Source organism: Bradyrhizobium sp. Ses1 (assembly GCF_059512365.1).
Window position 1 is genome coordinate 89013 of sequence record NZ_JCAMOQ010000024.1, and the last position, 24093, is coordinate 113105.

Genomic DNA, 24093 nt, shown 5'->3' on the forward strand with positions numbered 1-24093 from the left:
CGATCAGGCCACCGACATTCCGCACTTGCGCATCACCATCTTGGCAAAGCCGAACGGCTCAGGCGTAAACGGACCCGGCGGCGCGCGGGTAATCAGGGCGACGAAGAACAGCGCAGTCATCGCCAGCCAGAAGCACAGCCAGAAACCGTCGATATAAGCGAGCACGTTGGCCTCGCGCTGCACCAGCGCCGCCAGCGTCCCCACCGCCCGCGCCTGGGCGAGGCCGACGCCGTGTGCCGCGAATTCGTCGGCGAGCTGCTTGAGCATGCGCACGACATTGACATCGCCATTGGCGACGTGTTGCCCGATATAGTTGGAGTGGATCTGCTCGCGGACGCGCAGCCAGGTGCCCATCAGCGCCACGCCGATCTCGGCGCCCCCAAGCCGCATGATCTGGATATAGGCGGCGAACGCCGTGGCGCGGCTCGGGTCGGAATTGGCCAGCGCCATGATGATGATCGGCAATAGCGTCAGCGACTGCCCGATCGACTGCAGGAGAACGATGCCGGCAAAATCCCCCCGCGCCCAATCGTGGGTCAATTGCGTGCCCCAGAGATTGGCGGCCGCGAAGGCCGAAAATCCCAGAACAACCACCGTGCGCGGATCGAAATGCCTGAGCAGATAGATCGAGATCGGCACCAGCACGAACATCGGCAGCGCACCGTAGGTCAAGAGCAAAACGCCGCTCTGCTCCGGCCGCATCAGCGCGATCGTGCCGAGGAAGTTCGGCACCAGCGATGAATTGGACAGACTGGTGAGGGTGTAGAGCAGGATGACGACCAGCGAGAGCCCGACGTTGCGCGAGAACAGCACGTTCACATGCGCCCAAGGCTGCCGCACCATTGTCTCATTGATCACGAAGACGACGAACAGCGCCGCGCCGCCAAGCAGCAGTGCCATCACCGTGCCGGATTCGAGCCAGTCGAGCCGATTGCCCTGATCGAGACCGGCATAGATCATCGACACCGAGCTGCCGAGCAGGAGCATGCCACCCCAATCCGCATCGCGAAGCAGATCCTTGTTGACGGGTTCGCTGGGCGTGCCGAGATAGACCATCAAGGCCATCAGCGGCGCGATGACGACGCCCTGCCAGTACACCCACTGCCAGCCGAGATGATCGACATAGAAGCCGACCAGCGAGGTCGAGGTATCCAGTGCAAAGCCAACCCGGATCGCGTAGATCGATATCGCCGGAATCCACCAGCGGATCGGTAGATTCCGGAACACGATCATCAGCGTCGCCGGCACGAAGGTGCCGAGCAACAGGCCATGCACGATGCTGAGCCCGATCAGCGTCGGGTAATGGTCGACGAACGGGATGACCAGCGACACCCCGGCATAGGCGAGGCTCGGGATGCCCAACACGCGGCGCAAGCCGAACACGGTGGCGAGCCAGGCGACCGCCGGCGCGATGAAGATTTGCGAGCCGATTCCTGCGGTCGAAATCCAGGCGCCCTCGTCGAAACCGAGCGAGAACGCGCCGCGCAGGTCCGGCAGGCCAACCGTGGTCAGCCGGCTGTCGACATTGGCGAGGAACGCGCCGAGCAGCACCGCGGCCACCGCAAACAGCGGCTGCCGCGCGATGCCGCCCTGCGAGACCGGTCCACGGCCGGCGTCGTCATTTGCCGCCATTCGTCCCCGCATCGGCAGTGTTGATGCTGGTGATCACCGACATGCCAGGCAACAGGCGCGAGAGCAGCGGCTGATTTTCGTCGAACCGGATACGGACCGGGATGCGCTGCACGACCTTGGTGAAATTGCCGGTGGCGTTATCCGGCGGCAATAGCGCGAATTGCGAACCGCTGGCCGGCGCAATGCGCTCGACGCGACCGCGCAATCTCTCACGCGGGAAACTGTCGACAGTGATCTCGACGGGTTGGCCCGGCCGCACCCGTGTGAGCTGGGTTTCCTTGTAGTTGGCGATCACATAGACATTTGGCAGCGGCACGACATTGATCAGGTTGGTGCCGATATTGACGTAGTCGCCCGGCTGCACCTGCCGCTCCCCGACGACGCCGTCGAACGGCGCCACGATTTTGGTGTAGCCGAGCTTGAGCTTCGCAGCGGCGAGCTGCGCCTTGGCAGCATCGAGATCGGCGGCGCGCTGCTTCTTGGTGCCCTGCAACACCTCGAGCTGATGGCGCTGCGCGGCAACCACGGCGCGGCTCGCGCGCACATCGGCCTGCGCCTTTGCATAGGCGGCGGTCGCCTGTTCGAGCCTCTGCCGCGTGCCTGCGTCGGTTTGCGACAGCGATTGCTGGCGCTCCTGCTCCTGGCGCGCCTCGACCTCCAGCGCCGCCGCGGACACTTGCGCGGCCTCGGCCTGCGCGATCGTCGCGTATTGCAGTTCGACCTGATTGTTCAGATTGTCGAGCGCGGCTTGCGCGGCGGCGACGCCGGCTTCGGCCTGCGCAACCTGAGCCTCGTAATCCGCGGGATCGATCTGCACCAGGAGGTCTCCAGCCTTGACGTGCTGGAAATCTTTCACCGCCACCGTCAACACCTCGCCGGAGACACGGCTGCTCAAGCGCGTCAGCTCAGCGCGGACATAGGCGTCGTTGGTGGTCTGGATCGTGGCTGCGCCGACCCATTCGTCCCAGCGCAGCGTGGCGAGCGCAATGAAGGCGAAGGCGGCAAGCACGGCGAATACGGGAATGGCCAGCCGCGCCAACGTGCTCGACGGCGCGGCGGATGGCTTCGGCGGCGGAGCCGTAGGCGCCGGAGCCGGTGTCGGCGCAATCCTGTTCAGGGGTGCCGGGGTGATTTGGTTTTGCTCACTCAAGGTACATTCCCCAGGTCATCCTTCTCACGCAACTACCGAGACAGCGACCGGCCGAGGGCCGCCATCATCGCTCAGACCGTCTTTTCCGGCCACCGGCAAAGATCGTTGATCAGGCATACCTCGCAGCGCGGTTTCCGCGCGAGACAGGTGTAGCGGCCGTGCAGGATAAGCCAGTGATGTGCATGCAGCATGAACTCGGCGGGAATCACTTTCTCCAGTCCGAGCTCGACTTCGAGCGGCGTCTTGCCCGGCGCAAGCCCGGTGCGGTTGGCGACGCGGAACACATGGGTATCGACCGCCAGCGTATGTTCGCCATAGGCCATGTTGAGCACAACATTGGCGGTCTTGCGGCCAGCGCCGGGCAGCGACTCGATCTCGGCGCGGGTGCGCGGCACCTGGCCACCAAAATCCGAGATCAGCTTCTCGGATAGCGCGATGACGTTCTTGGCCTTGGTGCGATAGAGACCGATGGTCCTGATATAGTCGCGCAGCTTCTCCTCACCGAGCGCGAGCATTTTCTGCGGCGTGTCGGCGACGGCAAACAGCGCCCGCGTCGCCTTGTTGACGCCGGCATCGGTCGCCTGCGCCGACAGCACGACGGCAACCAGCAGCGTATACGGATTGAGATGCTCAAGCTCCCCCTTCGGCTCCGGGTTGGCCTTGCGGAACCGTTCGAACGCTTCGCGCACTTCGGCCGGAGTCCAGGGCTTCTGGGCTTTAAGGGATTTCTTTGCCGCGCGAGCGGGTGGCCTCGCCACCGGCTTCTTTGCCGATTTTTTCGGCGACGATCGAACGGTGGGTTTCCTGGCGCGTTGAGCGCGGATGATTTTGGCCATGATCGGCCATATACTGGTACGCCATGACTGCTAGCAACGACTTTGACCCCACGCTTGAACCAGAGCTGTTCTCGGCGCTGCTGACGCCGCACCGCTCGCTCAATCGTACCGGCTTCATCGTGCTGATGAGCATCGTCAGCACGGTCAGTTTTGCGGCCGGCGCCGTATTCTGGTGGATGGGCGCCTGGCCGGTGTTCGGCTTCTTCGGCCTCGACGTGCTCGTCATCTACTGGGCCTTCCGCGTCAATTTCCGGACCGCCCAGGCCTGCGAGGAAATCACAGTGACGCCATCGGAATTGCGGGTGCGCCGGGTCAACCATCACGGCCATATCGCGGAATGGGTGCTCAATCCGCTCTGGGTGCAGTTCGAGCAGCAGGTCGACGCCGAGTTCGGCATCGAGCGGCTCTATCTGGTTTCCAGGGGACGCCGGGTCGACATCGGCAGCTTCCTGGGTCCAGACGAAAAAGCTAGCTTTGCCAAAGCCTTAGTTGCCGCGCTGAACGCCGCCAGGCGCGGGCCGATCTACAATCCGATCCATTGAGGGTTGTCGGAAAACGGGTGGCTGAACCGCCGCATGCGCCCTAAATCAGCACCCATGATGACACTCGCCATCCACGACCAGCGTTTGGCCAAGTCGGGCCTCCAGAGTGCCGCGCAGCGCGACTACGATTCGGTACGGCGCGCGATCGCCTTCATCTCCGAGCGTTGGCGCGCGCAGCCGACCATCGAGGCGGTGGCGGACGCCGCCGGTGTGACGCCGGACGAGTTGCATCACCTGTTCCGCCGCTGGGCCGGGCTCACGCCAAAGGCGTTCATGCAGGCGCTCACCCTCGATCATGCCAAGAACCTGCTCCGCGATTCCGCCAGTGTGCTCGATGCCGCGCTCGATTCAGGACTGTCAGGCCCCGGCCGGTTGCACGATCTCTTCGTCACCCATGAAGCGATGTCGCCGGGCGAATGGAAGATTGGCGGCGCCGGCATGACGCTGAACTACGGCTTCCACCCCTCGCCATTCGGAACCGCGATCGTGATCGCCACCAGCCGCGGTCTGGCCGGTCTCGCCTTCGCCGATCCCGGCGACGAAGCAACCGCATTTGCCGACCTGCGCCGGCGCTGGCCGAACGCGACCTATGTGGAGGACGCCGAAGGCACCGCTCCGATTGCACAGCGTGTCTTCGACACGAAACTATGGCGGCCAGACCAGCCGCTGCGCGTGGTCCTGATCGGCACCGATTTCGAGGTGCGGGTGTGGGAGACGTTGCTGAGGATCCCGATGGGGCGCGCAGTGTCGTACTCCGACATCGCCTGCAAGATCAACAGCCCGAAGGCCTCGCGCGCCGTCGGCGCCGCAGTCGGCCGCAACCCCGTGTCGTTCGTGGTGCCCTGCCATCGCGCGCTCGGCAAAAGCGGCGCGCTGACCGGCTATCATTGGGGCATCACCCGCAAGCAGGCGATGCTCGGCTGGGAAGCCGGGCAGTTGGGATTGCAGTAGTGGAGCAGCTCGCAGGATAGGCAGAACGCAGCGAAACCCATCGCACGATCAGCGATCCAACCGCTTCCAGAACACCGCCGTGTCGCAGAGCGCGCCGTCAGGAAACAGCGCGTAGTTCGGGATAATCCCGCTCTCGGTCCAGCCGGCGCGCTTGTAGAGGCGATAGCCGTTCTCGCCCGGCACGGTGTCGAGCACGAGCAGCCAGCGGCCGCGCCTGATGGCTTCGACTTCGATCTGCGCCATTAGAGCTGCGCCGATGCCGCGCCCACGGACGGAACGGTGTACCAGCATCTTTTTCAGATCGGCGCGGTGCGGCTGGTTGGGCGGCGTGTCGAGACCCAACTGGACCGTGCCGACGATCTTGCCATCGAGCTTTGCTGCAAGCAGGACAGTCGCGCCTGACGCGACCGCGTCCGCGACCTTACGAAAGTACGCAAGCCCGTCGGCTTGCGAGAACGGCGCCATGAAGCTGACACTGGCGCCACCCTCGACACAATCGACGAGGACCGATGCGAGTTGCTCGAGGGCTGCGTCCGGTACGGGCGCGTCGAGAACGGATATCTCGACGCTGCCGCTCACGCCGCCAGGTCGAGTTTGGAGGCGACGGTGGAGTCGGCGTTGAGGCGGTAGATGATTGGTGCGCCGGTCGCCAGCTCGCGCTTCACGATCTGCTCGGGCGACAGTTTTTCCAGCACCATGATCAGCGCGCGTAGCGAATTGCCGTGGGCGGCGACCAGCGTGCGCTCGCCGCGCAGCACGCAGGGCAGGATTTCCTGCACGTAATAGGGCAGCGCGCGCGCCAGCGTATCCTTCAGGCTTTCGCCGCCGGGCGGCGAGACGTCGTAGGAGCGGCGCCAGATCAGGACCTGCTCTTCGCCCCACTTCTTGCGAGCGTCGTCCTTGTTGAGACCGGAGAGATCGCCGTAATCGCGTTCATTGAGCGCGAGGTCCTTGAGCGTCTTCAATCCGGTCTGGCCGATTTCGGCGAGTGCCAGATCCAGCGTATGCTGCGCGCGCTTCAACACCGACGTAAAGGCGATATCGAACGACAGTCCCTGCGCCTTCAACTTGCGCCCGGCCTCTTTTGCTTCAGCGATGCCCTGCTCGGTAAGACCGGGGTCCTTCCAACCGGTGAAGAGATTCTTCAGATTCCATTCACTCTGGCCATGGCGCACCAGCACGAGAAGACGATCGCTCATTCCAAATTCCGTTCTTGTTTGAGCATTATCATATCGGAAAACCGGTCCCGCTTTTCCGGATCATGCGTTAGACGTCGGACAGCCCCAGCACATCCATCATGGAGTATAGCCCGGGCTCCTTGCCATGTGCCCATAGCGCCGCCTTGATCGCGCCATGCGCAAAGATCATGCGGTCCTCGGCAAGGTGCGATAGCGTGATGCGCTCATGCGGTCCGGCGAAGATCACGCTGTGGTCGCCGGGCACCGTGCCGCCGCGCAGCGACGCAAAGCCGATATCGCCGGTGCGGCGCGCCCCGGTGTGGCCGTCGCGGCCGCGCACCGAGTGCTTCTCGAGCGCAACACCGCGGCCGGCGGCGGCGGCTTCGCCGAGCAGGAGAGCGGTGCCGGAGGGCGCGTCAACCTTGGCCTTGTGGTGCATCTCGACGATCTCGATGTCGAAGGCGTTGTCGAGCGATTTCGCGACCTGCTTGACGACGGCCGCCAGGATGTTGACGCCGAGGCTCATATTGCCTGATTTCACCACCACGGCGCGGTTGGTGACGCTTCGGATCACCGCGTCGTCGGACGCTGACAGCCCGGTGGTGCCGATGACATGGACGAGTCCACGCTGGACCGCGATCGCGACATTGGCGATCGTTGCCGCCGGCACGGTGAAATCCAGGATGCCGTCGGCATTGGCCGAGAGCGACCAAATATCAGCCGATAACTTGACGCCGTTGGCCGGCAGGCCCGCGAGCACGCCGGCGTCCTCCCCGAGAAGGTCGGAGCCGGGCGCTTCCAGCGCACCGGTCAGAACCGCGCCCGGGGTCTCCGAGATGGCGCGCGTCAAGGCGCGGCCCATCCGGCCGCCGGCCCCTGCAACGATCAAGCGCATATCGGCCATGGCTTATCCCTCACCACGCCCTATAGCGGGCGCAGGCCATTCCGGCAACCGAGTCTCTTGCGAGACGTTCCCATAGGCAAGCAAAAGCTGGAAACGAGGCGGGCAGAACGATAGTCCAACCTGGCCCCGCCGGCGGGATCGCTCAGGACGCCATCCCGCATGGCTATAGTGCTAGTTCCAACTGCTTTTCCAAGACGACCTGGCCGTCGCGTTCGACAGTATAGGTTGCCTTGTAGGTGCCGCGGCCCCAGCCGTTCGGCGGGCGCTTCTTTCCCGCAAACAACATGTACTGCGCCTTGTTGCTCTGAAGCGGTGCGGCTCGATTTTCGGCGAGAACTTGTCCCTGCGGGTCCTTGATCACCAGCCCCTGGGTGTCTCCCGCTTTCAGCCCGATGGCACGAACGAAGGCAACAAGCGCGGGGGAATCGGCGGATACGGATTGCCCCTCCGCACTTGCTTCCTCGATGAGTTCCATGGTCGGCGGACCATTCATGAAGCCGGCGTTCAGGACCGCTCGTTCCTGATAGGCAAGCCTGGCGCGGAGCGCGGGCTGCCAGAGCGATTCACCGCTGCCGCATGAGCCGGGAACGGCACCATAAGCGAAGGGATCGACGACGGCTCCTTTGTACCTCACAATGAAATGCAGATGAGGATATTCGGTCAGACCCGACAGACCGATGCGGCCGAGCCGCTGCCCGCGGGCGATGTCGTCGCCGGGCTTCACCGCCAGGCTGCCATTGGCCATATGGCAGTATTGGGTTTCCCAACCGCCAGGATGTTCGACGAGGAGGCCGTTGCCGCATTCGACATCGCGCACGGCCTCGCGAGCTGGCTTGCCGGTGGCGTCGGGCACGCCGTCGCGCATGCGAAGAACGCGGCCGCTTGCGGAAGCGAGCACGTCCACGCCGGATCTTTGCGCCGCGAGCGAGGGTATGCGGAAGTCCGTCCCGTTGTGTGCGTCGTAGGTGAGCGTGCCGCATTTATAATCGCGGCTCGATTGCGAAGGGTCGTCGTCAACATAGTTCTGTATGTAGCAGGTCCGGCCAATCTCGCAGCCGACGGGCATTCCAAGCTCGATGTTCTCCGCGCGCGCGGAGCCGGCAAAGCCGGCTGCGGTCGCGATCGCTGCGACGGACCGTATGAAGCTCGTGGATATGGTGGACGGCGTCGCAATCATCTGGCCGAAGCCTATCAGCTATCCAGCGCAGGATCATTTCCTGTCGACTGTTATTCGGACAACGCGTGGCTCGTCACCTTCTTGCGAAGAAGGCCGGCTCAGGACTGCGGCGCGTCGTAGCCTTCGATGATGATGAGATCGGCGATCGAATGCGGCTGGCGGACCTTGATGTTGGCCTGGTATTCCGGCGAGCGATAGCAAGTCAGCGCCGTTTCGTAGTCGGGAAACTCGATCACGACGTTGCGGGAACGGCTCTGGCCTTCGACTGTGGTGAACTTGCCGCCGCGCACGACAAACTTGCCACCGAATTTCTGAAAGATGGCCGCGTTGGCCGCGATGTATGGCTTGTAGCCTTCCTCGTTGTGAACGTCGACGCGTCCGATCCAATATCCCTTGGCCATCCCTTTTTCTCCTTTGTTACCATCCGAGCGCCTGCGCGATCTCAGCCTGGACGGCTTCTGCGGCAGCTTTGGGGTCGGCACCTTCCAGGATCGGCCGTCCGACCACCAGATAGTCAGCGCCGGCGGCGATTGCACGTGACGGCGTCATGATGCGCTTCTGATCGCCGCTCGCGGAACCGGCCGGGCGGATGCCTGGTGTCACCAGCTTCATCTGGTGCCCGACGATCTTGCGCAGCGAGGCCGCCTCCTCCGGCGAACTCACGAGCCCATCGACGCCGAGCACCTGCGCCTGCTGGGCGCGCGCCTCGACGAGATCGGCAACGTTGAAGCGATAGCCGGCGGCGTGGAGATCATTGTCGTCATAGGACGTCAGCACCGTGACCGCGAGAATCCTGAGGTTCGATCCCGCGCGCGCTTCGACGGCGGCCTTCATGGTCTGCGGATAGGCGTGCACGGTGAGGAAGGTCGCGCCAAGCGTCGCGATGCTCTCGACGCCGCGCGCCACCGTGTTGCCGATGTCATGCAGCTTGAGATCGACGAAGACCTTCTTGCCGGCGCTTGCGAGCGCGCGCACCAGCGGCAGGCCGCCGGCATAAGCGAGCTGATAGCCGATCTTGTAGAAATTCACGCTGTCGCCGAGTTTGTCGATCATCGCTTCCGCTACGATGACGCTGGGCAAATCGAGGGCCACGATCAATCGGTCCTTCGGCGCGATATCGGCTGGCTGCATGTCACCTCACATCATGCGTTGAGAAAGGTCGATCAATTGCCGCACCATTGCCTGCATCGCCTCGATATCGGCGGGATGCCTTAAGCGATCCATATCGTCATAGGCATGTTCGGCAAATGACAGCGCGAGCTGGTTCGGGATCACGGGGGCCTGGCAGGCCGACAGGATGAGGCGCAGCGCCGCCAATGCGCGGCTGCCGCCGAGCCGGCCACCGGAGGCGGCAGCGATGGCGAAGACACGATCGCGAAACACCTGGCCGCGGGTCTCATGGGCATCCTGCACGCGGCTCACCCAATCGATGGTGTTCTTGACCAGCGGCGGCACCGAGGAATTATATTCCGGCGTCACGATCAGGACGCCATGATGCGCGCCGATCATGCGCTTGAGATTGATCGCGTTCTTCGGCACGCCGGATTTTGCCTGCAGGTCACCGTCGTAGATCGGCAGCGGAAAATCGGCCAAAGAGATGCGGCTGACCTCGGCGCCCGCCTGCGCGAATTCATGCGCCGCAACGGCCGCGAGCTTCGCGTTGAGCGAGCCTGATCGCAGCGACCCCGGGATCACAAGTATTTTCAGCGCAGACATTATTTTTGAATCGCGTTCGGCAGACCCGCCGCGCGACGCGCGGGTGTCACCGCCCTTTGCGATACACCCAGACCCGGGCGGGCGGAAGGTTCATCCAGATCCGCTCGGAAGCTTCTGTGGACACGCCCGGCAGCGATTTCGGGATCGGCGGGACGACCGAATAGGTGAATTGGACGAAGGGAGCGCCCGGCGCCAGGGTCGCGAAGGCGTCGCGGATCAATCTCAGGCGCGTGATCATCGGTTTGGTGACCAGCGGCAGGCCGGAGACCATCGCTGCGGCCGGCGCGGGTAAAGCGTCCCAGAGCGATTCCCGAAGCCTGTAGGCGTCGCCCTGCACCACCTTGGCCTGCGGATAGCGCTCGCGCAGCAGCGCGCAGAAGCCGGGATTGTATTCGACCAGCACGAGCCGCTTCTGATCGACGCCATGTTCGATCAGCGCGTTGGTGATCGCACCGGTCCCGGGACCAAGTTCGACGACGGGACCTTCCGATCTGACATCGACATATTGCGCCATCGTGCGCGCGAGCAACCGGCCCGACGGCATCACCGCGCCAACATGCAGCGGTTTTTCGATCCATGACCGGAGGAAGCGGACCTCGTCGTCGAGACGGGGCTTCTTCAACGGACGCACGGACGATTGCAGGGGCATGTCGCTACCAGGCGGGACCGCGCGAGCGGCTGTCAGAAAACAGTCATAAAGAGGTATAGGTCGAAGCCGTTATGGTCAAGCAGATCGCCCGCGCATCTGTTCCGCCGAACCGCAACGCAGTTCGGCGATAACGCCGTGCACCAATTTGGATTTCGGCACTGTTACGCCCATCGCTTCCGCGACCACGCTAGGTACCCGTCCGAGTGCCGAAGAAGTCCTTGACCTTGGAGAAGAAACCTACCGCTTCCGGTTGCGTCGCGCCGGAGGAGAGCTTTTCGAACTCCGTCAGCAATTCCTGCTGCTTCTTGGTCAGATTCTGGGGCGTTTCGACCACGACCTGGACATACATGTCGCCGGTCTGGCGGGAGCGCAGCACCGGCATGCCCTTTGATGCAATGCGGAATCGGCGGCCGGATTGCGTTCCGGCCGGTACTTTCACCTTGGTCTTACCCTTGTCGATGGTCGGCACATCGAACTCGCCACCCAGGGCCGCGGTGACCATCGAGATCGGCACGCGGCAGTGCAGGTCGGCGCCATCGCGCTGGAAGAACGCGTGCTGGGTCAGCGACAGGAAGATGTAGAGGTCGCCGGACGGACCGCCGCGGACGCCGGCTTCGCCCTCGCCCGCGAGGCGAATGCGGGTGCCATCCTCGACGCCCTGGGGAATATTGACCGACAGCGTCCGCTCGCGCGTGACCCGACCGGAGCCGGAGCAAGACGGACAGGCGTCTTCGATCATCTGGCCGCGGCCCTGGCAGCCGGGGCAGGTGCGCTCCAGCGTGAAGAAGCCCTGGGCCTGGCGGATGCGGCCGGCGCCGCCGCACATCGAGCAGGTCTTCGGCTTGGTGCCGGCCTTGGCGCCGGTGCCGGAGCAGGATTCGCAGGTGACGGAGACGGGTATTTCGATCTGCGCGGTCTTGCCGAGATACGCTTCCTCGAGCGTGATCTCCATGTTGTAGCGAAGATCGGCGCCGCGCTCGCGGCCACCGCTACGCCGCTGCCCGGCCATGCCGAACAGGTCTTCGAAAATATCGGAGAAGGAAGAGGCAAAACCAGCGCCGAAGCCCGGGCCGCCGCCGCCCATGCCGTGCTCGAACGCGGCATGGCCGTAGCGGTCATAAGCGGCACGCTTGTCGTTGTCCTTCAGGACCTCGTAGGCTTCGTTGATTTCCTTGAACTTCACCTCGCTCGTGGCATCGCCGGGATTGCGGTCCGGATGCCATTTCATCGCGAGCTTACGGAAAGCCGATTTCAGCTTGGTTTCGTCCGCGTTCCGCTCGACCTCGAGGGTCTCGTAATAGCAGCGCTTGGTAGACATCAGTCAAACCCGCCCGAATTCATCCTCATGCCGGACCATGCGTTCGGCAAGATGCAGTGTCCGGCTTAACGAAAAATGACCCCCATCCATGGAGACGCTTGGCGCGCTCTTGGCATGGGGGTCATCATCCTACGCCCGCGTCTTAAGCAGACTTCTTGTTCTTGTCGTCGTCGACCTCGGTGAACTCCGCGTCGACGACATCATCCTTCGCAGCGTCCTTGGCGGCATCGCTTTCGGCCTGCTGTTTGTACATGGCTTCGCCGAGCTTCATCGAAGCCTGCGCCAGCGCGTTGGTCTTGGCCTTGATCGCTTCGGCATCATTGCCCTTCAAGGCTTCCTTCAGGTCGCTGACGGCGTCCTCGATGGCGCGGCGCTCGGTCTCGGCGACCTTCGAGCCATGCTCGGCCAGCGCCTTCTCGGTGGAATGCACCAGCGCGTCCGCATGATTCTTGGCGTCGACGGCCTCACGCCGCTTCTTGTCCTCGGCCGCGTTGGCCTCGGCGTCCTTGACCATCTTCTCGATGTCGGTTTCGGAGAGGCCGCCGGATGCCTGGATCCGGATCTGCTGCTCCTTGCCGGTCGCCTTGTCCTTGGCCGAGACGTTGACGATGCCGTTGGCGTCGATGTCGAAGGTCACCTCGATCTGCGGCATGCCGCGCGGGGCCGGCGGAATGCCCATCAGGTCGAACTGGCCGAGCATCTTGTTGTCGGCCGCCATTTCACGCTCGCCCTGGAAGACGCGGATGGTGACCGCGTTCTGGTTATCCTCAGCGGTCGAGAACACCTGGCTCTTCTTGGTCGGGATCGTGGTGTTGCGGTCGATGATGCGGGTGAACACGCCGCCCAGCGTCTCGATGCCGAGCGACAGCGGGGTCACGTCGAGCAGCAGGACGTCCTTGACGTCGCCCTGCAGCACGCCGGCCTGGATCGCAGCACCGATGGCGACGACCTCATCCGGGTTGACGCCCTTGTGCGGCTCCTTGCCGAACAACTGCTTCACCACTTCCTGAACCTTCGGCATGCGGGTCATGCCGCCGACCAGCACCACCTCGCCGACTTCGGCGGCGGTGAGGCCGGCATCCTTCAGCGCCTTGCGGCAGGGCTCAATGGTCTTCTGGATGAGTTCGTCAACCAGTGCCTCGAACTTGGCGCGGGTCAGCTTCATCGTCAGATGCTTCGGCCCGGTCTGGTCGGCCGTGATGAAGGGCAGGTTGATCTCGGTCTGCGTCGTCGACGACAATTCGATCTTGGCCTTCTCAGCGGCTTCCTTCAGGCGCTGCAAGGCAAGCTTGTCATTGCGCAGGTTGATGCCCTGCTCCTTCTGGAATTCGTCGGCGAGATAGCTGACGAGCCGCATGTCGAAATCTTCGCCGCCGAGGAAGGTGTCGCCGTTGGTCGACTTCACCTCGAACACGCCGTCGCCGATTTCCAGGATCGAGATATCGAAGGTGCCGCCGCCGAGGTCGTAGACCGCGATGGTGCCGGACTTGGTCTTGTCGAGACCGTAAGCGAGCGCGGCCGCGGTCGGCTCGTTGATGATGCGCAGCACTTCAAGGCCCGCAATCTTGCCGGCGTCCTTGGTGGCCTGGCGTTGCGCGTCGTTGAAGTAGGCGGGAACCGTGATGACGGCCTGATCGACCTTCTGGCCGAGATGCGCTTCCGCGGTCTCCTTCATCTTCTGCAGGATGAAGGCGGAGACCTGGGAGGGCGAATAGGTCTTGCCGTCGGCCTCGACCCAGGCGTCGCCGTTCGATGCCTTGACGATCTTGTAGGGGACAAGCTTCTTGTCCTTCTCGACCATCGGGTCGTCGTAGCGGCGGCCGATGAGGCGCTTCACCGCAAAGAATGTCCGTTCAGGATTGGTCACCGCCTGGCGCTTGGCCGGCTGACCGACGAGGCGCTCGCCATCATCGGTGAGGGCGACGATCGACGGCGTCGTCCGCATGCCCTCGGAATTCTCGATGACCTTCGCGTTCTTGCCATCCATTACGGCAACGCACGAATTCGTGGTGCCGAGGTCGATCCCTATGACCTTTCCCATGATTCTGATTTCCTTCTTTCTAAGGCAGGTTGGCTGGGCCCTGACGGCGCACCGAACCGAACCCCCACACGTTCAAATGCTCGCGATATTGCGACGATGAGCCTCATATAGGAGGGGGGGTAAGGCCTGCAAGGACTGGACGCAACCTTGAGGTCTGAAAAGACTGACGTTTGAAAGATTGTGTCAGTCCGGCCCGGGACCTGTCTGGTTCTGTTTTGGTCCCAGGCTTGGTCTTGGGGCCCACATTAACGAATGCGCAAGAAAGCTGCGACATTGCACCCTGTGCCATCAGGCTGCATGGAGCCGCCCGCCCCTGTCGTCGGGCCATCAAAACCGCTAAAAGCGGGCCAACTGAACGAGGCCCGACAGCTTGCGGCCCGCACCGGCCGCCCATTGAACGGCTTCAATGCCAAACCCGGTAGATCCTTGACATGAACCCCATTCGCCTCCTCGCCGCGGTCACCCTGTTCGTTGCCGCCGCATTTCCCGCCTTTGCCGCGGACGTGGTCTTTCCGCCGGGCGCCCGGGTCGGGATGAAGCCGCTGGTGGGGCTCAATCGCGCGAAAACCTTCACCGGCTTCGAGACCGAGGACCAGGGCGTCAAGGTGCTGGTCACCGACCTGCCGGCGGAGGCCTATGGCGAGGTCGCCAACGCCTTCAAGGCGAACCCGGGCGGCACCGGCGGGATCAAGCCGGAGAGCATCGAGACCGCTGCCGGCCTTGCCTATTACACGGTCGAGAATGCCAAGGATGGCGCCGGCACCGTGCGGCGCTATTCGATGATCCTGCCCGGCCCGACCTTCTCCGGCTACATCGCCATGCAGGTCCCGGAGAATGCCGCCAGGATCTATACCGATGACGCCGTCCGCCAGATGTTTTCGACCGCCGCGATCCGGGATCAGGTTCCGGTCGACGAGCAGCTCGGGCTGATGCCGTTCAAGATGACCGAACTGGCGAACTTCAAGAACATCCGCACGCTGGCACCCGGCGCCGCGCTGATCGTCGCCGATGGCGACGAGAAGAGCGGGTTCGAGGTGGCGCCCTTCATGATCATCGGCATCATCGGCTCGACCGCCGCCTCTCCCGATGATCGCGGCCGTTTTGCCCAGCAGATCGCGACCACGATTCCCGGCGTGCGCGACGGACGGATCACGATGTCGGAGCCGATCCGCATCGATGGCCAGCCCGGCTATGAGACACGGATCGATGCGGTGAGCGGCAAGGACAATACGCCGGTGACCATCGTGCAATGGCTGCGGTTCGGTGCGCAGACCTCGCTGCGCATCATCGGCTCCTCGCCGCGCGATCAATGGTCGACCGCATTCCCGCGCTTCCGCAGCGTGCGCGACGGAATTCAGCCGCGATAACATCTATCTCTGCCGGCCTTTGTCGAGGCCGGCATTAACAGCATTCCGTCAGCCGATGCGTTGAGCAGATTCAGTTCTGCTGTGCGGCGGAAGCCGGCGCGGTTTTTGCGCCGCCCTTGGAGACACCGACCAGCGCCGGACGCAGCACGCGATCGCCGATCGTATAGCCGGCCTGGACCACCTGCACCACTGTGCCCGAGGGCACGGAGGGGTCGGGAACCTCGTACATCGCCTGCTGAAAGTTCGGATCGAACTTCTCGCCGGTGGGATCGAACTTCTTGACGCCGTTCTTCTCCAGCGTGGCGTGCAGCGAACGCTCGGTCAATTCGACACCCTCGATCAGGGCCTTCAGCCCGGGGTCGGCGGCCGCCTTGGCCTCCGCCGGGACGGCGTCGAGGGCACGCTGCAGATTGTCGGCGATGTCGAGGATGTCGCGGGCAAAGCCGGTGATGCCATAAGCGCGCGCATCCGCGATCTCGCGGCTGGTGCGCTTGCGCAGGTTTTCCATCTCGGCCAGCGTGCGCAACGTCCGATCGCGCGCTTCATTGAGCTCCTTGGTCAAGGCTTCCGCCGATCCCTGTTCGGGATCGTCGGGCATGACGTAGGGCTTCGAGACCACGGGCTCGCCTGTCTGCGCCGGGTTCTCGGCGTTGTCGTTTGGCCGGTTCGGATCGGTCATGGCTTGCCTTTTCGAAAAATCACGTCTGATCAACAGTTAAGGATTGGCTGGCCCGGATATCGTGCTTTGGGCCATGAAAATCAAGCGCAACCGGCCCCGTTTCGGGGTTAGAGCGTTTTCGAGCGAAGCATGCCCTCGGACCTGATCCGAGGGTGGACACCGCTTCGCGTGAAGAAAGCGCGTCAAAACAAGAATCTAGAGTTCCGGTTCTGATTCCATCAGAACCGGAAATGCTCTAGCCGCCGAGGATCCTGCTGACGAGGCGCGCGGCATAGTCCACGGTCGGGATCACCCGCGCATAATTCAGCCGGGTTGGCCCGATCACGCCGAGCACGCCCACGATACGGCCGGCGCCGTCGCTATAGGGCGCAACGATGGTCGAGGACCCCGACAGCGAGAACAATTTGTTCTCCGACCCGATGAAGATCCGCACGCCATCGGCGCTTTCCGCACGCCCCAGAAGGTCGATCACGCCGCGCTTGGTCTCGAGATCATCGAACAGCGACTTGATGCGCTCGAGATCCTCGAGCGCATGCAAATCCTCCAAGAGATTGGCGTGCCCGCGCACGATGAGCTGCCGGTCTTCATTGTCGCCGCCCGACCAGCTCGCAAGCCCTGCAGAGATCACCTTCTGCGTCAATTGATCGAGCTCGGCGCGACTTTGTCCCAGCGCGGTCTCGAGTTCGAGCCGCGCTTCGGCGAGCGTACGGCCGAGGATGCGTGCATTGAGGAAGTTGGTGGCCTCGATCAGTGCCGAGGATGGAACACCCGGCGGCAAGCTCAGCACCCGGTTCTCGACCTGCCCGTCTTCGCCGACCAGCACCACCAGCGCACGTTCCGGCTCCAGCCGCACGAACTCGATATGCTTCAGCCGCGCATTGGATTTGGGCGTCAGCACCACGGCGGCGGCGCGGGTGAGGCCGGATAGCCGGATCAAGGCCTCATCGAGCGCTGCCTCGACCGACTGCGCGCGGCCGACAGTAGCCAATTGGCTCTGGATCGATTGCCGTTCCGCCTCCGTGAGATGGCCGACCTGCATCAGCGCATCGACGAAAAAGCGCAGGCCCAATTCGGTCGGCAGTCGGCCGGCGGAGGTATGCGGCGCGTAGATCAGTCCGAGTTGTTCGAGATCGGACATCACATTGCGCACCGAGGCCGGCGACAGCGGCAGCGCGATCAGACGCGAGATGTTACGCGAGCCGACCGGCTCGCCGGTCGCCAGATAACTTTCGACGATTTGACGAAAAATGTCGCGCGAACGCTCGTTGAGCTGGGCAAGCCCGGCGTGCGGCGCGATCAAACCAACCGGTTCGTGTTGAGCCACAATAACTCCCTCACAACTGCCTCTAATTTGACCATCCACACGCCCGGTGACAAGCGTGCATTACCCGCCCGGAAGCCGGCCAAAAAGCTTGCCGCTGCGGCTGCCCGCTCCTACAAGCACCGCCAGCCATATCGCTCGAATTCCCGGAGGATTCCCATGCGGCCAAGCCGCCGTGCACCCGACGAACTGCGCCCCGTCTCATTGGAACGCGGCGTGGTCAAATATGCCGAGGGTTCCTGCATGGTGAAATTCGGCGACACCCATGTGCTGGTCACTGCGACCCTGGAAGACCGCCTGCCGCCATGGCTGAAGGGCCAGGGCCGCGGCTGGGTCACCGCCGAATACGGCATGCTGCCCCGCGCCACGCTGGAACGTACCCGGCGCGAGGCCTCCGCCGGCAAGCAGGGCGGGCGTACCATCGAGATTCAGCGCCTGATCGGCCGTTCGCTCCGTGCCACCATCGATCTGGAAGCGCTGGGCGAGCGCCAGATCACGGTCGATTGCGACGTGCTGCAGGCCGATGGCGGCACGCGCACCGCCTCGATCACCGGCGCCTGGGTCGCGCTTGCCGACTGCATCAACTGGATGAAGACCCGCAACATGCTGAAAACCAACGTGTTGCGCGACAACGTCGCGGCCATCTCCTGCGGCATCTATAATGGCACGCCGGTGCTCGACCTCGACTATGCCGAGGATTCTGAAGCCGAGACCGACGCCAACTTCGTCATGACCGGCGACGGCCGCATCATCGAGGTACAGGGCACCGCGGAAAAGACGCCGTTCTCGCAGGACGAGTTCCTGGCGCTGATGGCGTTGGCGCGCAAGGGCGTGGCGCGGCTGGTCGACTTGCAGAAAATGGCAGTGGCGTAGTCAATAGGCCATGCACCGCCGAATCACTGGAAAGCTCGTGATCGCGACCCACAATCCCGGCAAGCTTGCCGAGATGCGCGAATTGCTGGCGCCGCATGGCGTGGAGGCGATCTCGGCAGGCGATCTCGGTCTTGGCGAGCCTGAGGAGACCGGCGACAGTTTTCGCGCCAATGCCGCGATCAAGGCGATTGCGGCAGCCAAGGCCGCCGATCTCCCGGCATTTGCCGATGATTCCGGGCTGGTGGTCGACGCGCTGGACGGCGCCCCCGGCATCTATTCGGCGCGCTGGGCCGGCGAAAACAAGGATTTCACCGCCGCGATGACGCAGATCGAGCGCCTCTTGCAGGAACGTAGCGCCACGGCGCCCGACCGCCGGAGCGCTCATTTCGTTTCCGCGCTCTGCGTCGCCTGGCCGGATGGGCACCTCGAAGAGGTCGAAGCGCGTGCCGATGGAACTTTGGTGTGGCCGCCGCGCGGCACCGCGGGTTTCGGCTATGATCCCATGTTCCTGCCGGATGGCCATACCCGCACCTTCGGCGAGATGACGAGCGTCGAGAAGCACGGGCTGCCGCCGCTCGGACTCGGCCTGTCGCACCGGGCCCGTGCCTTCGTCAAATTGGCGGAGATATGCCTTGACTGACCGGGACCAGGCAGCCTTCGGCGTCTACGTGCACTGGCCGTTCTGCCTGTCGAAATGCCCGTATTGTGATTTCAACAGCCACGTCAGGCATACGCAGATCGATGAGGCGCGCTTTGCCCGTGCCTTTGCGCGCGAGATCGAGACCACCGCGGCGCGCGTCCCCGGCCGCGAAGTGTCCTCGATCTTCCTCGGCGGCGGTACGCCGTCATTGATGCAGCCGCAGACGGTCGGCGCGATCCTGGATGCGATCGGCAAGTATTGGCGCGTCGCTCCCGATGTCGAAGTGACACTGGAAGCCAATCCGACGAGCGTCGAAGCCACACGGTTTCGCGGCTATCGCGCCGCCGGCGTCAACCGCGTATCGCTCGGCGTGCAGGCGCTCGATGATGCCTCGCTGAAGGCGCTGGGGCGATTACACACTGCGCGCGAAGCGCTCGATGCGGTCGCCGTCGCCCGTCAATCTTTCGATCGCTATTCCTTCGACCTGATCTACGCCCGGCCCGATCAAACTCCCGCGATGTGGGCCGACGAACTGAAGCATGCGATCGCGGAAGCCGCCGAGCATCTGTCGCTCTATCAACTCACGATCGAGGAAGGCACGCCGTTCTTTGGCCTGCATGCCGCCGGCAAATTGCAGACGCCGGACGAGGCGGTCGCGCGCGCGCTTTACGACGTGACGCAAGAGGTCTGTACGCAAGCAGGCCTGCCGGCCTACGAGATCTCCAATCACGCCCGCCCCGGCGCGGAGTGCCGGCACAATCTCGTCTATTGGCGTGGCGACGAATATGCCGGCATCGGCCCGGGCGCACATGGCCGCCTCGACATCAACGGCCGCCGTCACGCCACCGCGACCGAGAAGCGGCCGGAAGCCTGGGTGATGCGTGTCGAAACCAATGGCAGCGGCGTCATCACGGACGAGGTGCTCAACAGCGAGGAGCGCGCCGACGAATTCCTGCTGATGGGGCTTCGTCTCGCCGAAGGCATCGACCCCACGCGCTATGCGTCGCTCTCAGGCCGTGCACTCGACCCGCGCCGCATCGCGGTGCTGCGCGAAGAGGGCGCCATCATCGTCGACACCGACGGACGGCTACGCGTGACCAAGTCAGGTTTCCCGGTGCTGGATGCCGTGGTGGCGGATTTGGCCGCGTAGTCGACGCACAATTCGTAGCCCGGGTGGAGCGAAGCGCAATCCGGGGCCTCTCCATCCGCACGCGACAGAATCCCGGGTTGCGCTGCGCTTCACCGGGCTACGGCCGCTTCATCACGCCCCAAAACTCTTCGGTGAGCCCGCGACCGCCTGGGCGCCGCTGGTCGCAACCTTCATCACCGCAAGGCCGCGTTCGTTGGTGCCGTCAGCGCGGAAGCGGAACAGGCCGTCGATACCGGCGAAGCCGGAAGGATTGGTCAGCGTTTCCTGCTGGAAGCGCTGAGCACCTTGTGTCCGCGCCAGCGCGGCCACCAGCGCAACGCCGTCATAGGCGAGCGTTGCGGTGCGCACGGGCTCGGAGCCGTATTTGCTGCGGTAACGTCCCGCGAAGGCGCGGAAGCCGGACGGATCCGGCGCGGCAAACAGACCGCCCTGCAGCGCCTGATTCGCGAACACCCGCGGATTGTCCCACAGGCCGGTGCCCAGAAGCTGGATGTTGCGCAGATTGGCGCCGGCTGCGGTCAGCGCGTCTGCCGTCGCTACCACCGAATCACCGTCATCGGCGAGCAACAACGCATCGGCCTGGGCGAGCGATTGCGCCACCGTGCGTGCCGGCGTGGCGCGATCGGCGCCGTATTTTTCGAACGCGACGACGCGGCCCTTGCGGCCGGCCACCTGCTTGAACGCGGCCTCGACCACATTGCCATAGGCATTGTCGGGAACCAGCGCGGCGAAGGAGCGCTTTCCAATGCTCGCGGAATATTCGACGATCCGGTTGATGTCAGACTCCGGCAGGAAGCTCAGGAGATAGACGCCGCGTCCCGCCACGCTCGAATCCGTCGAGAACGCGATTACTGAGATACCGCGCCCGCGCGCCACCTGGGCGACGGCCGGCACCGACTGCGCAAACAGCGGGCCCAAAATGATTTCGGCGCCTTCGCCGATCGCCTGCTGCGCGCCCTGGGAGGCGCCTTGCGGACTGCCGCCGTCGTCCTTGATCAGGAGCTGGATGTTCGGGTTCTGGAATTCCGCCAGCGCCAGTTCGGCGGCGTTCTTCATCGACTGCCCGGCAAGGCCGGCATTGCCGGCCGCCGACAGCGGCAAGATCAACCCTACTTTGACCTGCCCGTTGCCGATCGCCTGCGGCTGCTGCTGCGGTCCGGCGGGGGCTGCTTCCGGCTGCGGCGAGCCGGACGGACTGGTAAACTGGCTAAGGGTCTGCTGCACCCCCGAGCAGGCGGCCAGCAGGGGAGCACCCAGCATCAGGCCGAGTGCTGTCCGGCGGGTCGCGGCGGAACCTTGCAGACCCGGGGATTTTGGTTTGCGGCTATGCGGGCCCACCATCTCGTCTCTTCTCTTGACCGGCCGTGTTCGGGCCGGGATTCCAACTGCCGAACCAATGGAGGATGGAATCAGGCATATTGTCGGCGAATAGTTAACCAAAACAAAGGGATTATCCCCATGGTGAATTGCCCGCTGTGGACCGCGACCCCCTCACCAAGGCGCAGCACAGCCGCTCCCCCTCCGCAAGACGCAAGCGCGTTATGGCGCCGGCGCTCTCGCACTCTTCGTTCGAGCACGATCTTTCGGAAAACCGGTGTCCACTTTTCCGGATGATGCTCTAGATTGGCACTATGCGCGCAAAAGCCAGCTCAAGATACGGCGCTGACGCCGGGATGGACGTCCCCAACAGGACATTTTCCATCGGCGGTCATGTGCTGAACGCGCCAAAGCCGGTTCCCGGCCTCCATCTGGTTGCAACACCAATCGGAAATCTCGCCGACATCACCCTTCGCGCGCTGGAGACACTCGCCGGCGCGGACCTGATCGCCTGCGAGGACACCCGCATCACCCGCCGTTTGACCGAGCGTTACACGATTGTAGCCGAGCTGACCCCCTACCATGAGCACAATGCGGCCCAGGCCCGGCCAAAAATCCTGCAGCGGCTGGCCGAGGGCGCCGTGATCGCGCTGGTCTCCGACGCCGGCACGCCGCTGATCTCCGACCCCGGCTTCAAGCTGGTGCGCGAGGCCTGCGCCGCCGGGCACCACGTGGTCGCGGTACCCGGGGCATCATCGGTACTGACGGCGCTCTCGGTCGCGGCGCTGCCGACCGACCGCTTTTTCTTCGAGGGCTTCTTGCCTGCGAAGGAACAGGCCCGGCGCACGCGGCTCTCTGAGCTCGCCAGGATCGACTCAACGCTGGTGCTGTTCGAATCCGGCAGCCGCGTGCAGGAGACGCTTGCCGACCTCGCCGCGATCATGGGCGGGCGCGACGCCGCGATCTGCCGCGAGCTGACAAAACTGCACGAAGAGATCAGGCGCGCCCCGATCGCCGAACTGGCGGCGGCCAGGGACGCGCTGGAGACGCGCGGCGAATTTGTGCTGGTGATCGGTCCGCCGCCGGCGGACGCGCAGGTGATGGGGCAGGATCAGCTCGACGAACTGCTGCGCGCGTCACTCCTGCGCGACAGCGTCAAGGATGCGGTTGCGCATGCAGTCGAGCTTTCCGGCCGGCCGCGCCGCGAGGTCTATGCCCGCGCCCTCGAACTCGCAAAGGAACTGCGGGGCGACGATGGCCAAGAGTGACGGCAGCTCGCCGCAGGGGGCGGACACAAAGCTCGCCTCGCCCGAACGGGTCGCTGCGTTCCGCACCGGGCTATCGGCGGAAAGCCGCGCCGCGGCCTATCTGATGGCCAAGGGCTATCGCATTCTCGCCAAGCGCTTCCGCACGCCCTATGGCGAGATCGACCTGGTGGTGCGCAAGCGCAACCTGCTCGCCTTCGTCGAGGTCAAGGCCCGCGCCAGCTTTGATGAGGCCGCCTATGCCGTCACGCCGCGCCAGCAGCAGCGCATCATTGCGGCCGCCCAGGCCTGGCTGATGGCGCATCCCGAACATGCGGAATTCGATATGCGTTTCGACGCCATGCTGATTGCGCCCAAGCGTTTGCCGCGCCATCTGTTGGCGGCGTTCGACGCCAGCGCATGACTTCCTCGAGAGACCGGACCCAAAGCCCATGAAATTGAACGTCGCCGTCCAGATGGATCCCATTGAGCGCATCAACATCCGCGGCGATTCGACGTTCGCGCTGCTGCTCGAAGCGCAGAAGCGCGGCCACGGCATTTCCTACTACACGCCTGACAAGCTCTCGCTGCGCGGCGACGAGCTGGTGGCGCCGGTGCAGGTCCTTTCCGTGCGCGACGAGATCGGCGATCACTTCACGCTCGGCGAGCCGAAGCGCGAGCCGCTGACCAATTTCGACGTGATCCTGCTGCGGCAGGATCCGCCGTTCGATCTCGCCTACATCACTTCGACGCATTTTCTCGAGCGCCTTCACCCGAAGACCCTGGTCGTCAACAATCCTGCCAGCGTCCGCGATGCGCCGGAAAAGCTGTTCGTGATGAACTTTCCGCAGCTCATGCCGCCAACGTTGATTTCGCGCGACCTCGACGAGATCAACGCCTTCCGCGACGAGCATGGCGCTGTCGTCATGAAACCGTTGCACGGCCATGGCGGCGCCGCGGTGTTCCGCGTCATGCCCCAGGACATGAATTTCGGCTCGCTGTTCGACATGTTTTCGGTGACGTTCAAGGAGCCCTGGGTGATCCAGCGCTTCCTTCCCGAGGTCAAGCATGGCGACAAGCGCATCATCCTGGTCGACGGCGAATTCGCCGGTGCCGTCAACCGCGTGCCGGCGGCGGACGATTTGCGCTCCAACATGGTGCGCGGCGGCGCGGCGCAGTCGACCGAACTCTCCGACCGCGAGCGCAAGATCTGCACGACGCTCGGCCCGGCCTTGCGCGAGCGTGGCCTGTTGTTCGTCGGCATCGACGTGATCGACGGCTATCTCACCGAGATCAACGTCACCTCGCCAACCGGCATCCGCGCTATCTCGCGGCTCGGCGGTCCGGACGTGGCCGCCAGGATCTGGGACGTGATCGAATCAAAGCGCACGAAATCGTAAGGCCCGTT

The 24093-nt window shown here is 64.1% G+C and carries 25 protein-coding genes; 9 read left to right on the plus strand and 16 right to left on the minus strand.

Going from position 1 to position 24093, the window contains the following annotated elements:
* Nucleotides 1-3: 3 nt before the first annotated feature.
* The 3 genes from AC5ZG5_RS25515 to nth form a co-directional block, all read right to left on the minus strand.
* Complete coding sequence (locus tag AC5ZG5_RS25515; protein WP_456644536.1) at nucleotides 4-1632, minus strand: MFS transporter; 1629 nt, start codon at nucleotides 1630-1632, stop codon at nucleotides 4-6.
* The gene (locus AC5ZG5_RS25520) at nucleotides 1619-2782 is read right to left on the minus strand and encodes an HlyD family secretion protein (protein WP_456644537.1); all 1164 of its coding nucleotides are present in this window, start codon (nucleotides 2780-2782) and stop codon (nucleotides 1619-1621) included. The genes AC5ZG5_RS25515 and AC5ZG5_RS25520 overlap by 14 nt, the downstream gene beginning before the upstream one ends.
* A gap of 71 nt (nucleotides 2783-2853) precedes the next feature.
* The gene (gene nth, locus AC5ZG5_RS25525; protein ID WP_028164816.1) at nucleotides 2854-3618 is read right to left on the minus strand and encodes an endonuclease III; all 765 of its coding nucleotides are present in this window, start codon (nucleotides 3616-3618) and stop codon (nucleotides 2854-2856) included.
* A gap of 23 nt (nucleotides 3619-3641) precedes the next feature.
* Between nth and AC5ZG5_RS25530 the strand changes: the two genes are divergently transcribed.
* Entirely contained in the window at nucleotides 3642-4160 is a 519-nt protein-coding gene (locus tag AC5ZG5_RS25530) for a DUF2244 domain-containing protein (RefSeq protein WP_456644538.1), read from the plus strand.
* Between the two features lie 54 nt (nucleotides 4161-4214).
* Nucleotides 4215-5111, plus strand: a complete 897-nt coding sequence (locus tag AC5ZG5_RS25535) for a methylated-DNA--[protein]-cysteine S-methyltransferase (protein ID WP_456644539.1) — start codon at nucleotides 4215-4217, stop codon at nucleotides 5109-5111.
* A 48-nt stretch (nucleotides 5112-5159) separates the two neighbouring features.
* On the opposite strand, the gene AC5ZG5_RS25540 is transcribed toward AC5ZG5_RS25535, so the two are convergent.
* The 10 genes from AC5ZG5_RS25540 to dnaK all read right to left on the minus strand — a co-directional run bounded on the left by AC5ZG5_RS25540 (nucleotide 5160) and on the right by dnaK (nucleotide 14094).
* Nucleotides 5160-5690: a GNAT family N-acetyltransferase gene (locus AC5ZG5_RS25540; RefSeq protein WP_456644540.1), complete on the minus strand. Its 531-nt coding sequence runs from the start codon at nucleotides 5688-5690 to the stop codon at nucleotides 5160-5162.
* A complete protein-coding gene (locus tag AC5ZG5_RS25545) occupies nucleotides 5687-6310 on the minus strand; it encodes a 2,3-bisphosphoglycerate-dependent phosphoglycerate mutase (protein WP_028164812.1) in 624 nt (207 codons plus the stop codon). Before AC5ZG5_RS25545 ends, AC5ZG5_RS25540 begins: the two co-directional genes overlap by 4 nt.
* 67 nt (nucleotides 6311-6377) lie before the next feature.
* A complete protein-coding gene (gene dapB, locus AC5ZG5_RS25550) occupies nucleotides 6378-7193 on the minus strand; it encodes a 4-hydroxy-tetrahydrodipicolinate reductase (RefSeq protein ID WP_456644541.1) in 816 nt (271 codons plus the stop codon).
* 163 nt (nucleotides 7194-7356) lie between these two features.
* On the minus strand, nucleotides 7357-8370 hold the full coding sequence (locus AC5ZG5_RS25555) for a M23 family metallopeptidase (RefSeq protein WP_456644542.1): 1014 nt from the start codon (nucleotides 8368-8370) through the stop codon (nucleotides 7357-7359).
* A gap of 98 nt (nucleotides 8371-8468) precedes the next feature.
* Nucleotides 8469-8771: a DUF1330 domain-containing protein gene (locus AC5ZG5_RS25560; protein ID WP_456644543.1), complete on the minus strand. Its 303-nt coding sequence runs from the start codon at nucleotides 8769-8771 to the stop codon at nucleotides 8469-8471.
* Between the two features lie 16 nt (nucleotides 8772-8787).
* Nucleotides 8788-9501 (minus strand): orotidine-5'-phosphate decarboxylase, encoded by a 714-nt coding sequence (pyrF, locus tag AC5ZG5_RS25565; RefSeq protein WP_456644544.1) that lies wholly within the window; start codon nucleotides 9499-9501, stop codon nucleotides 8788-8790.
* A gap of 6 nt (nucleotides 9502-9507) precedes the next feature.
* Nucleotides 9508-10086 (minus strand): NADPH-dependent FMN reductase, encoded by a 579-nt coding sequence (locus AC5ZG5_RS25570; protein WP_130225531.1) that lies wholly within the window; start codon nucleotides 10084-10086, stop codon nucleotides 9508-9510.
* A 46-nt stretch (nucleotides 10087-10132) separates the two neighbouring features.
* Nucleotides 10133-10735 carry a class I SAM-dependent methyltransferase gene (locus AC5ZG5_RS25575; RefSeq protein WP_456644545.1) on the minus strand — a complete coding sequence of 201 codons (603 nt, stop codon included), beginning with the start codon at nucleotides 10733-10735 and terminating at the stop codon, nucleotides 10133-10135.
* Nucleotides 10736-10922: 187 nt separating this feature from the next.
* Nucleotides 10923-12053, minus strand: coding sequence for a molecular chaperone DnaJ (dnaJ, locus tag AC5ZG5_RS25580; protein WP_456644546.1), 1131 nt, complete (start codon nucleotides 12051-12053; stop codon nucleotides 10923-10925).
* 142 nt (nucleotides 12054-12195) lie between these two features.
* Nucleotides 12196-14094 (minus strand): molecular chaperone DnaK, encoded by a 1899-nt coding sequence (gene dnaK / locus AC5ZG5_RS25585; protein WP_130225528.1) that lies wholly within the window; start codon nucleotides 14092-14094, stop codon nucleotides 12196-12198.
* Between the two features lie 431 nt (nucleotides 14095-14525).
* Here dnaK and AC5ZG5_RS25590 point away from each other — a divergent pair, with 431 nt between their 5' ends.
* On the plus strand, nucleotides 14526-15461 hold the full coding sequence (locus tag AC5ZG5_RS25590; protein WP_456644547.1) for a hypothetical protein: 936 nt from the start codon (nucleotides 14526-14528) through the stop codon (nucleotides 15459-15461).
* A gap of 70 nt (nucleotides 15462-15531) precedes the next feature.
* Here the strand turns inward: AC5ZG5_RS25590 and grpE are convergent, their stop codons facing one another.
* Complete coding sequence (gene grpE, locus AC5ZG5_RS25595; RefSeq protein WP_028164802.1) at nucleotides 15532-16140, minus strand: nucleotide exchange factor GrpE; 609 nt, start codon at nucleotides 16138-16140, stop codon at nucleotides 15532-15534.
* A 235-nt stretch (nucleotides 16141-16375) separates the two neighbouring features.
* A complete protein-coding gene (gene hrcA, locus AC5ZG5_RS25600) occupies nucleotides 16376-17464 on the minus strand; it encodes a heat-inducible transcriptional repressor HrcA (RefSeq protein WP_028164801.1) in 1089 nt (362 codons plus the stop codon).
* 156 nt (nucleotides 17465-17620) lie between these two features.
* Here hrcA and rph point away from each other — a divergent pair, with 156 nt between their 5' ends.
* The 3 genes from rph to hemW are packed head-to-tail and all read left to right on the plus strand — an operon-like array spanning nucleotide 17621 to nucleotide 20124.
* Entirely contained in the window at nucleotides 17621-18334 is a 714-nt protein-coding gene (gene rph, locus AC5ZG5_RS25605; RefSeq protein WP_028164800.1) for a ribonuclease PH, read from the plus strand.
* 10 nt (nucleotides 18335-18344) lie between these two features.
* Nucleotides 18345-18974, plus strand: coding sequence for an RdgB/HAM1 family non-canonical purine NTP pyrophosphatase (gene rdgB / locus AC5ZG5_RS25610; protein ID WP_456644548.1), 630 nt, complete (start codon nucleotides 18345-18347; stop codon nucleotides 18972-18974).
* Nucleotides 18967-20124 carry a radical SAM family heme chaperone HemW gene (hemW, locus tag AC5ZG5_RS25615; RefSeq protein ID WP_456644549.1) on the plus strand — a complete coding sequence of 386 codons (1158 nt, stop codon included), beginning with the start codon at nucleotides 18967-18969 and terminating at the stop codon, nucleotides 20122-20124. Before rdgB ends, hemW begins: the two co-directional genes overlap by 8 nt.
* Nucleotides 20125-20235: 111 nt before the next feature.
* Here the strand turns inward: hemW and AC5ZG5_RS25620 are convergent, their stop codons facing one another.
* Complete coding sequence (locus AC5ZG5_RS25620; protein ID WP_130225524.1) at nucleotides 20236-21465, minus strand: penicillin-binding protein activator; 1230 nt, start codon at nucleotides 21463-21465, stop codon at nucleotides 20236-20238.
* Between the two features lie 290 nt (nucleotides 21466-21755).
* Here AC5ZG5_RS25620 and rsmI point away from each other — a divergent pair, with 290 nt between their 5' ends.
* From rsmI to gshB, 3 genes are read left to right on the plus strand one after another with little or no spacing between them, the layout of a single operon-like run.
* On the plus strand, nucleotides 21756-22709 hold the full coding sequence (gene rsmI, locus AC5ZG5_RS25625; protein WP_456644550.1) for a 16S rRNA (cytidine(1402)-2'-O)-methyltransferase: 954 nt from the start codon (nucleotides 21756-21758) through the stop codon (nucleotides 22707-22709).
* Nucleotides 22696-23109 (plus strand): YraN family protein, encoded by a 414-nt coding sequence (locus AC5ZG5_RS25630; RefSeq protein WP_456644551.1) that lies wholly within the window; start codon nucleotides 22696-22698, stop codon nucleotides 23107-23109. Before rsmI ends, AC5ZG5_RS25630 begins: the two co-directional genes overlap by 14 nt.
* A 28-nt stretch (nucleotides 23110-23137) precedes the next feature.
* Entirely contained in the window at nucleotides 23138-24085 is a 948-nt protein-coding gene (gene gshB / locus AC5ZG5_RS25635; protein ID WP_456644552.1) for a glutathione synthase, read from the plus strand.
* The last annotated feature ends 8 nt before the right edge of the window (nucleotides 24086-24093 follow it).

Bases quoted from the DNA above. Each gene is read 5' to 3' on its own strand.
- AC5ZG5_RS25630 (WP_456644551.1), top strand. From the start codon at position 22,696: ATGGCCAAGAGTGACGGCAGCTCGCCGCAGGGGGCGGACACAAAGCTC.
- AC5ZG5_RS25570 (WP_130225531.1), bottom strand. From the start codon at position 10,086: ATGTCTGCGCTGAAAATACTTGTGATCCCGGGGTCGCTGCGATCAGGC.
- dapB (WP_456644541.1), bottom strand. From the start codon at position 7,193: ATGGCCGATATGCGCTTGATCGTTGCAGGGGCCGGCGGCCGGATGGGC.
- AC5ZG5_RS25620 (WP_130225524.1), bottom strand. From the start codon at position 21,465: ATGGTGGGCCCGCATAGCCGCAAACCAAAATCCCCGGGTCTGCAAGGT.
- rdgB (WP_456644548.1), top strand. From the start codon at position 18,345: ATGCACCGCCGAATCACTGGAAAGCTCGTGATCGCGACCCACAATCCC.
- pyrF (WP_456644544.1), bottom strand. From the start codon at position 9,501: ATGCAGCCAGCCGATATCGCGCCGAAGGACCGATTGATCGTGGCCCTC.
- AC5ZG5_RS25545 (WP_028164812.1), bottom strand. From the start codon at position 6,310: ATGAGCGATCGTCTTCTCGTGCTGGTGCGCCATGGCCAGAGTGAATGG.
- grpE (WP_028164802.1), bottom strand. From the start codon at position 16,140: ATGACCGATCCGAACCGGCCAAACGACAACGCCGAGAACCCGGCGCAG.
- AC5ZG5_RS25535 (WP_456644539.1), top strand. From the start codon at position 4,215: ATGATGACACTCGCCATCCACGACCAGCGTTTGGCCAAGTCGGGCCTC.
- AC5ZG5_RS25555 (WP_456644542.1), bottom strand. From the start codon at position 8,370: ATGATTGCGACGCCGTCCACCATATCCACGAGCTTCATACGGTCCGTC.
- AC5ZG5_RS25515 (WP_456644536.1), bottom strand. From the start codon at position 1,632: ATGGCGGCAAATGACGACGCCGGCCGTGGACCGGTCTCGCAGGGCGGC.
- AC5ZG5_RS25575 (WP_456644545.1), bottom strand. From the start codon at position 10,735: ATGCCCCTGCAATCGTCCGTGCGTCCGTTGAAGAAGCCCCGTCTCGAC.
- dnaJ (WP_456644546.1), bottom strand. From the start codon at position 12,053: ATGTCTACCAAGCGCTGCTATTACGAGACCCTCGAGGTCGAGCGGAAC.
- AC5ZG5_RS25590 (WP_456644547.1), top strand. From the start codon at position 14,526: ATGAACCCCATTCGCCTCCTCGCCGCGGTCACCCTGTTCGTTGCCGCC.
- rsmI (WP_456644550.1), top strand. From the start codon at position 21,756: ATGCGCGCAAAAGCCAGCTCAAGATACGGCGCTGACGCCGGGATGGAC.
- nth (WP_028164816.1), bottom strand. From the start codon at position 3,618: ATGGCCAAAATCATCCGCGCTCAACGCGCCAGGAAACCCACCGTTCGA.
- AC5ZG5_RS25560 (WP_456644543.1), bottom strand. From the start codon at position 8,771: ATGGCCAAGGGATATTGGATCGGACGCGTCGACGTTCACAACGAGGAA.
- gshB (WP_456644552.1), top strand. From the start codon at position 23,138: ATGAAATTGAACGTCGCCGTCCAGATGGATCCCATTGAGCGCATCAAC.
- dnaK (WP_130225528.1), bottom strand. From the start codon at position 14,094: ATGGGAAAGGTCATAGGGATCGACCTCGGCACCACGAATTCGTGCGTT.
- AC5ZG5_RS25530 (WP_456644538.1), top strand. From the start codon at position 3,642: ATGACTGCTAGCAACGACTTTGACCCCACGCTTGAACCAGAGCTGTTC.
- rph (WP_028164800.1), top strand. From the start codon at position 17,621: ATGCGGCCAAGCCGCCGTGCACCCGACGAACTGCGCCCCGTCTCATTG.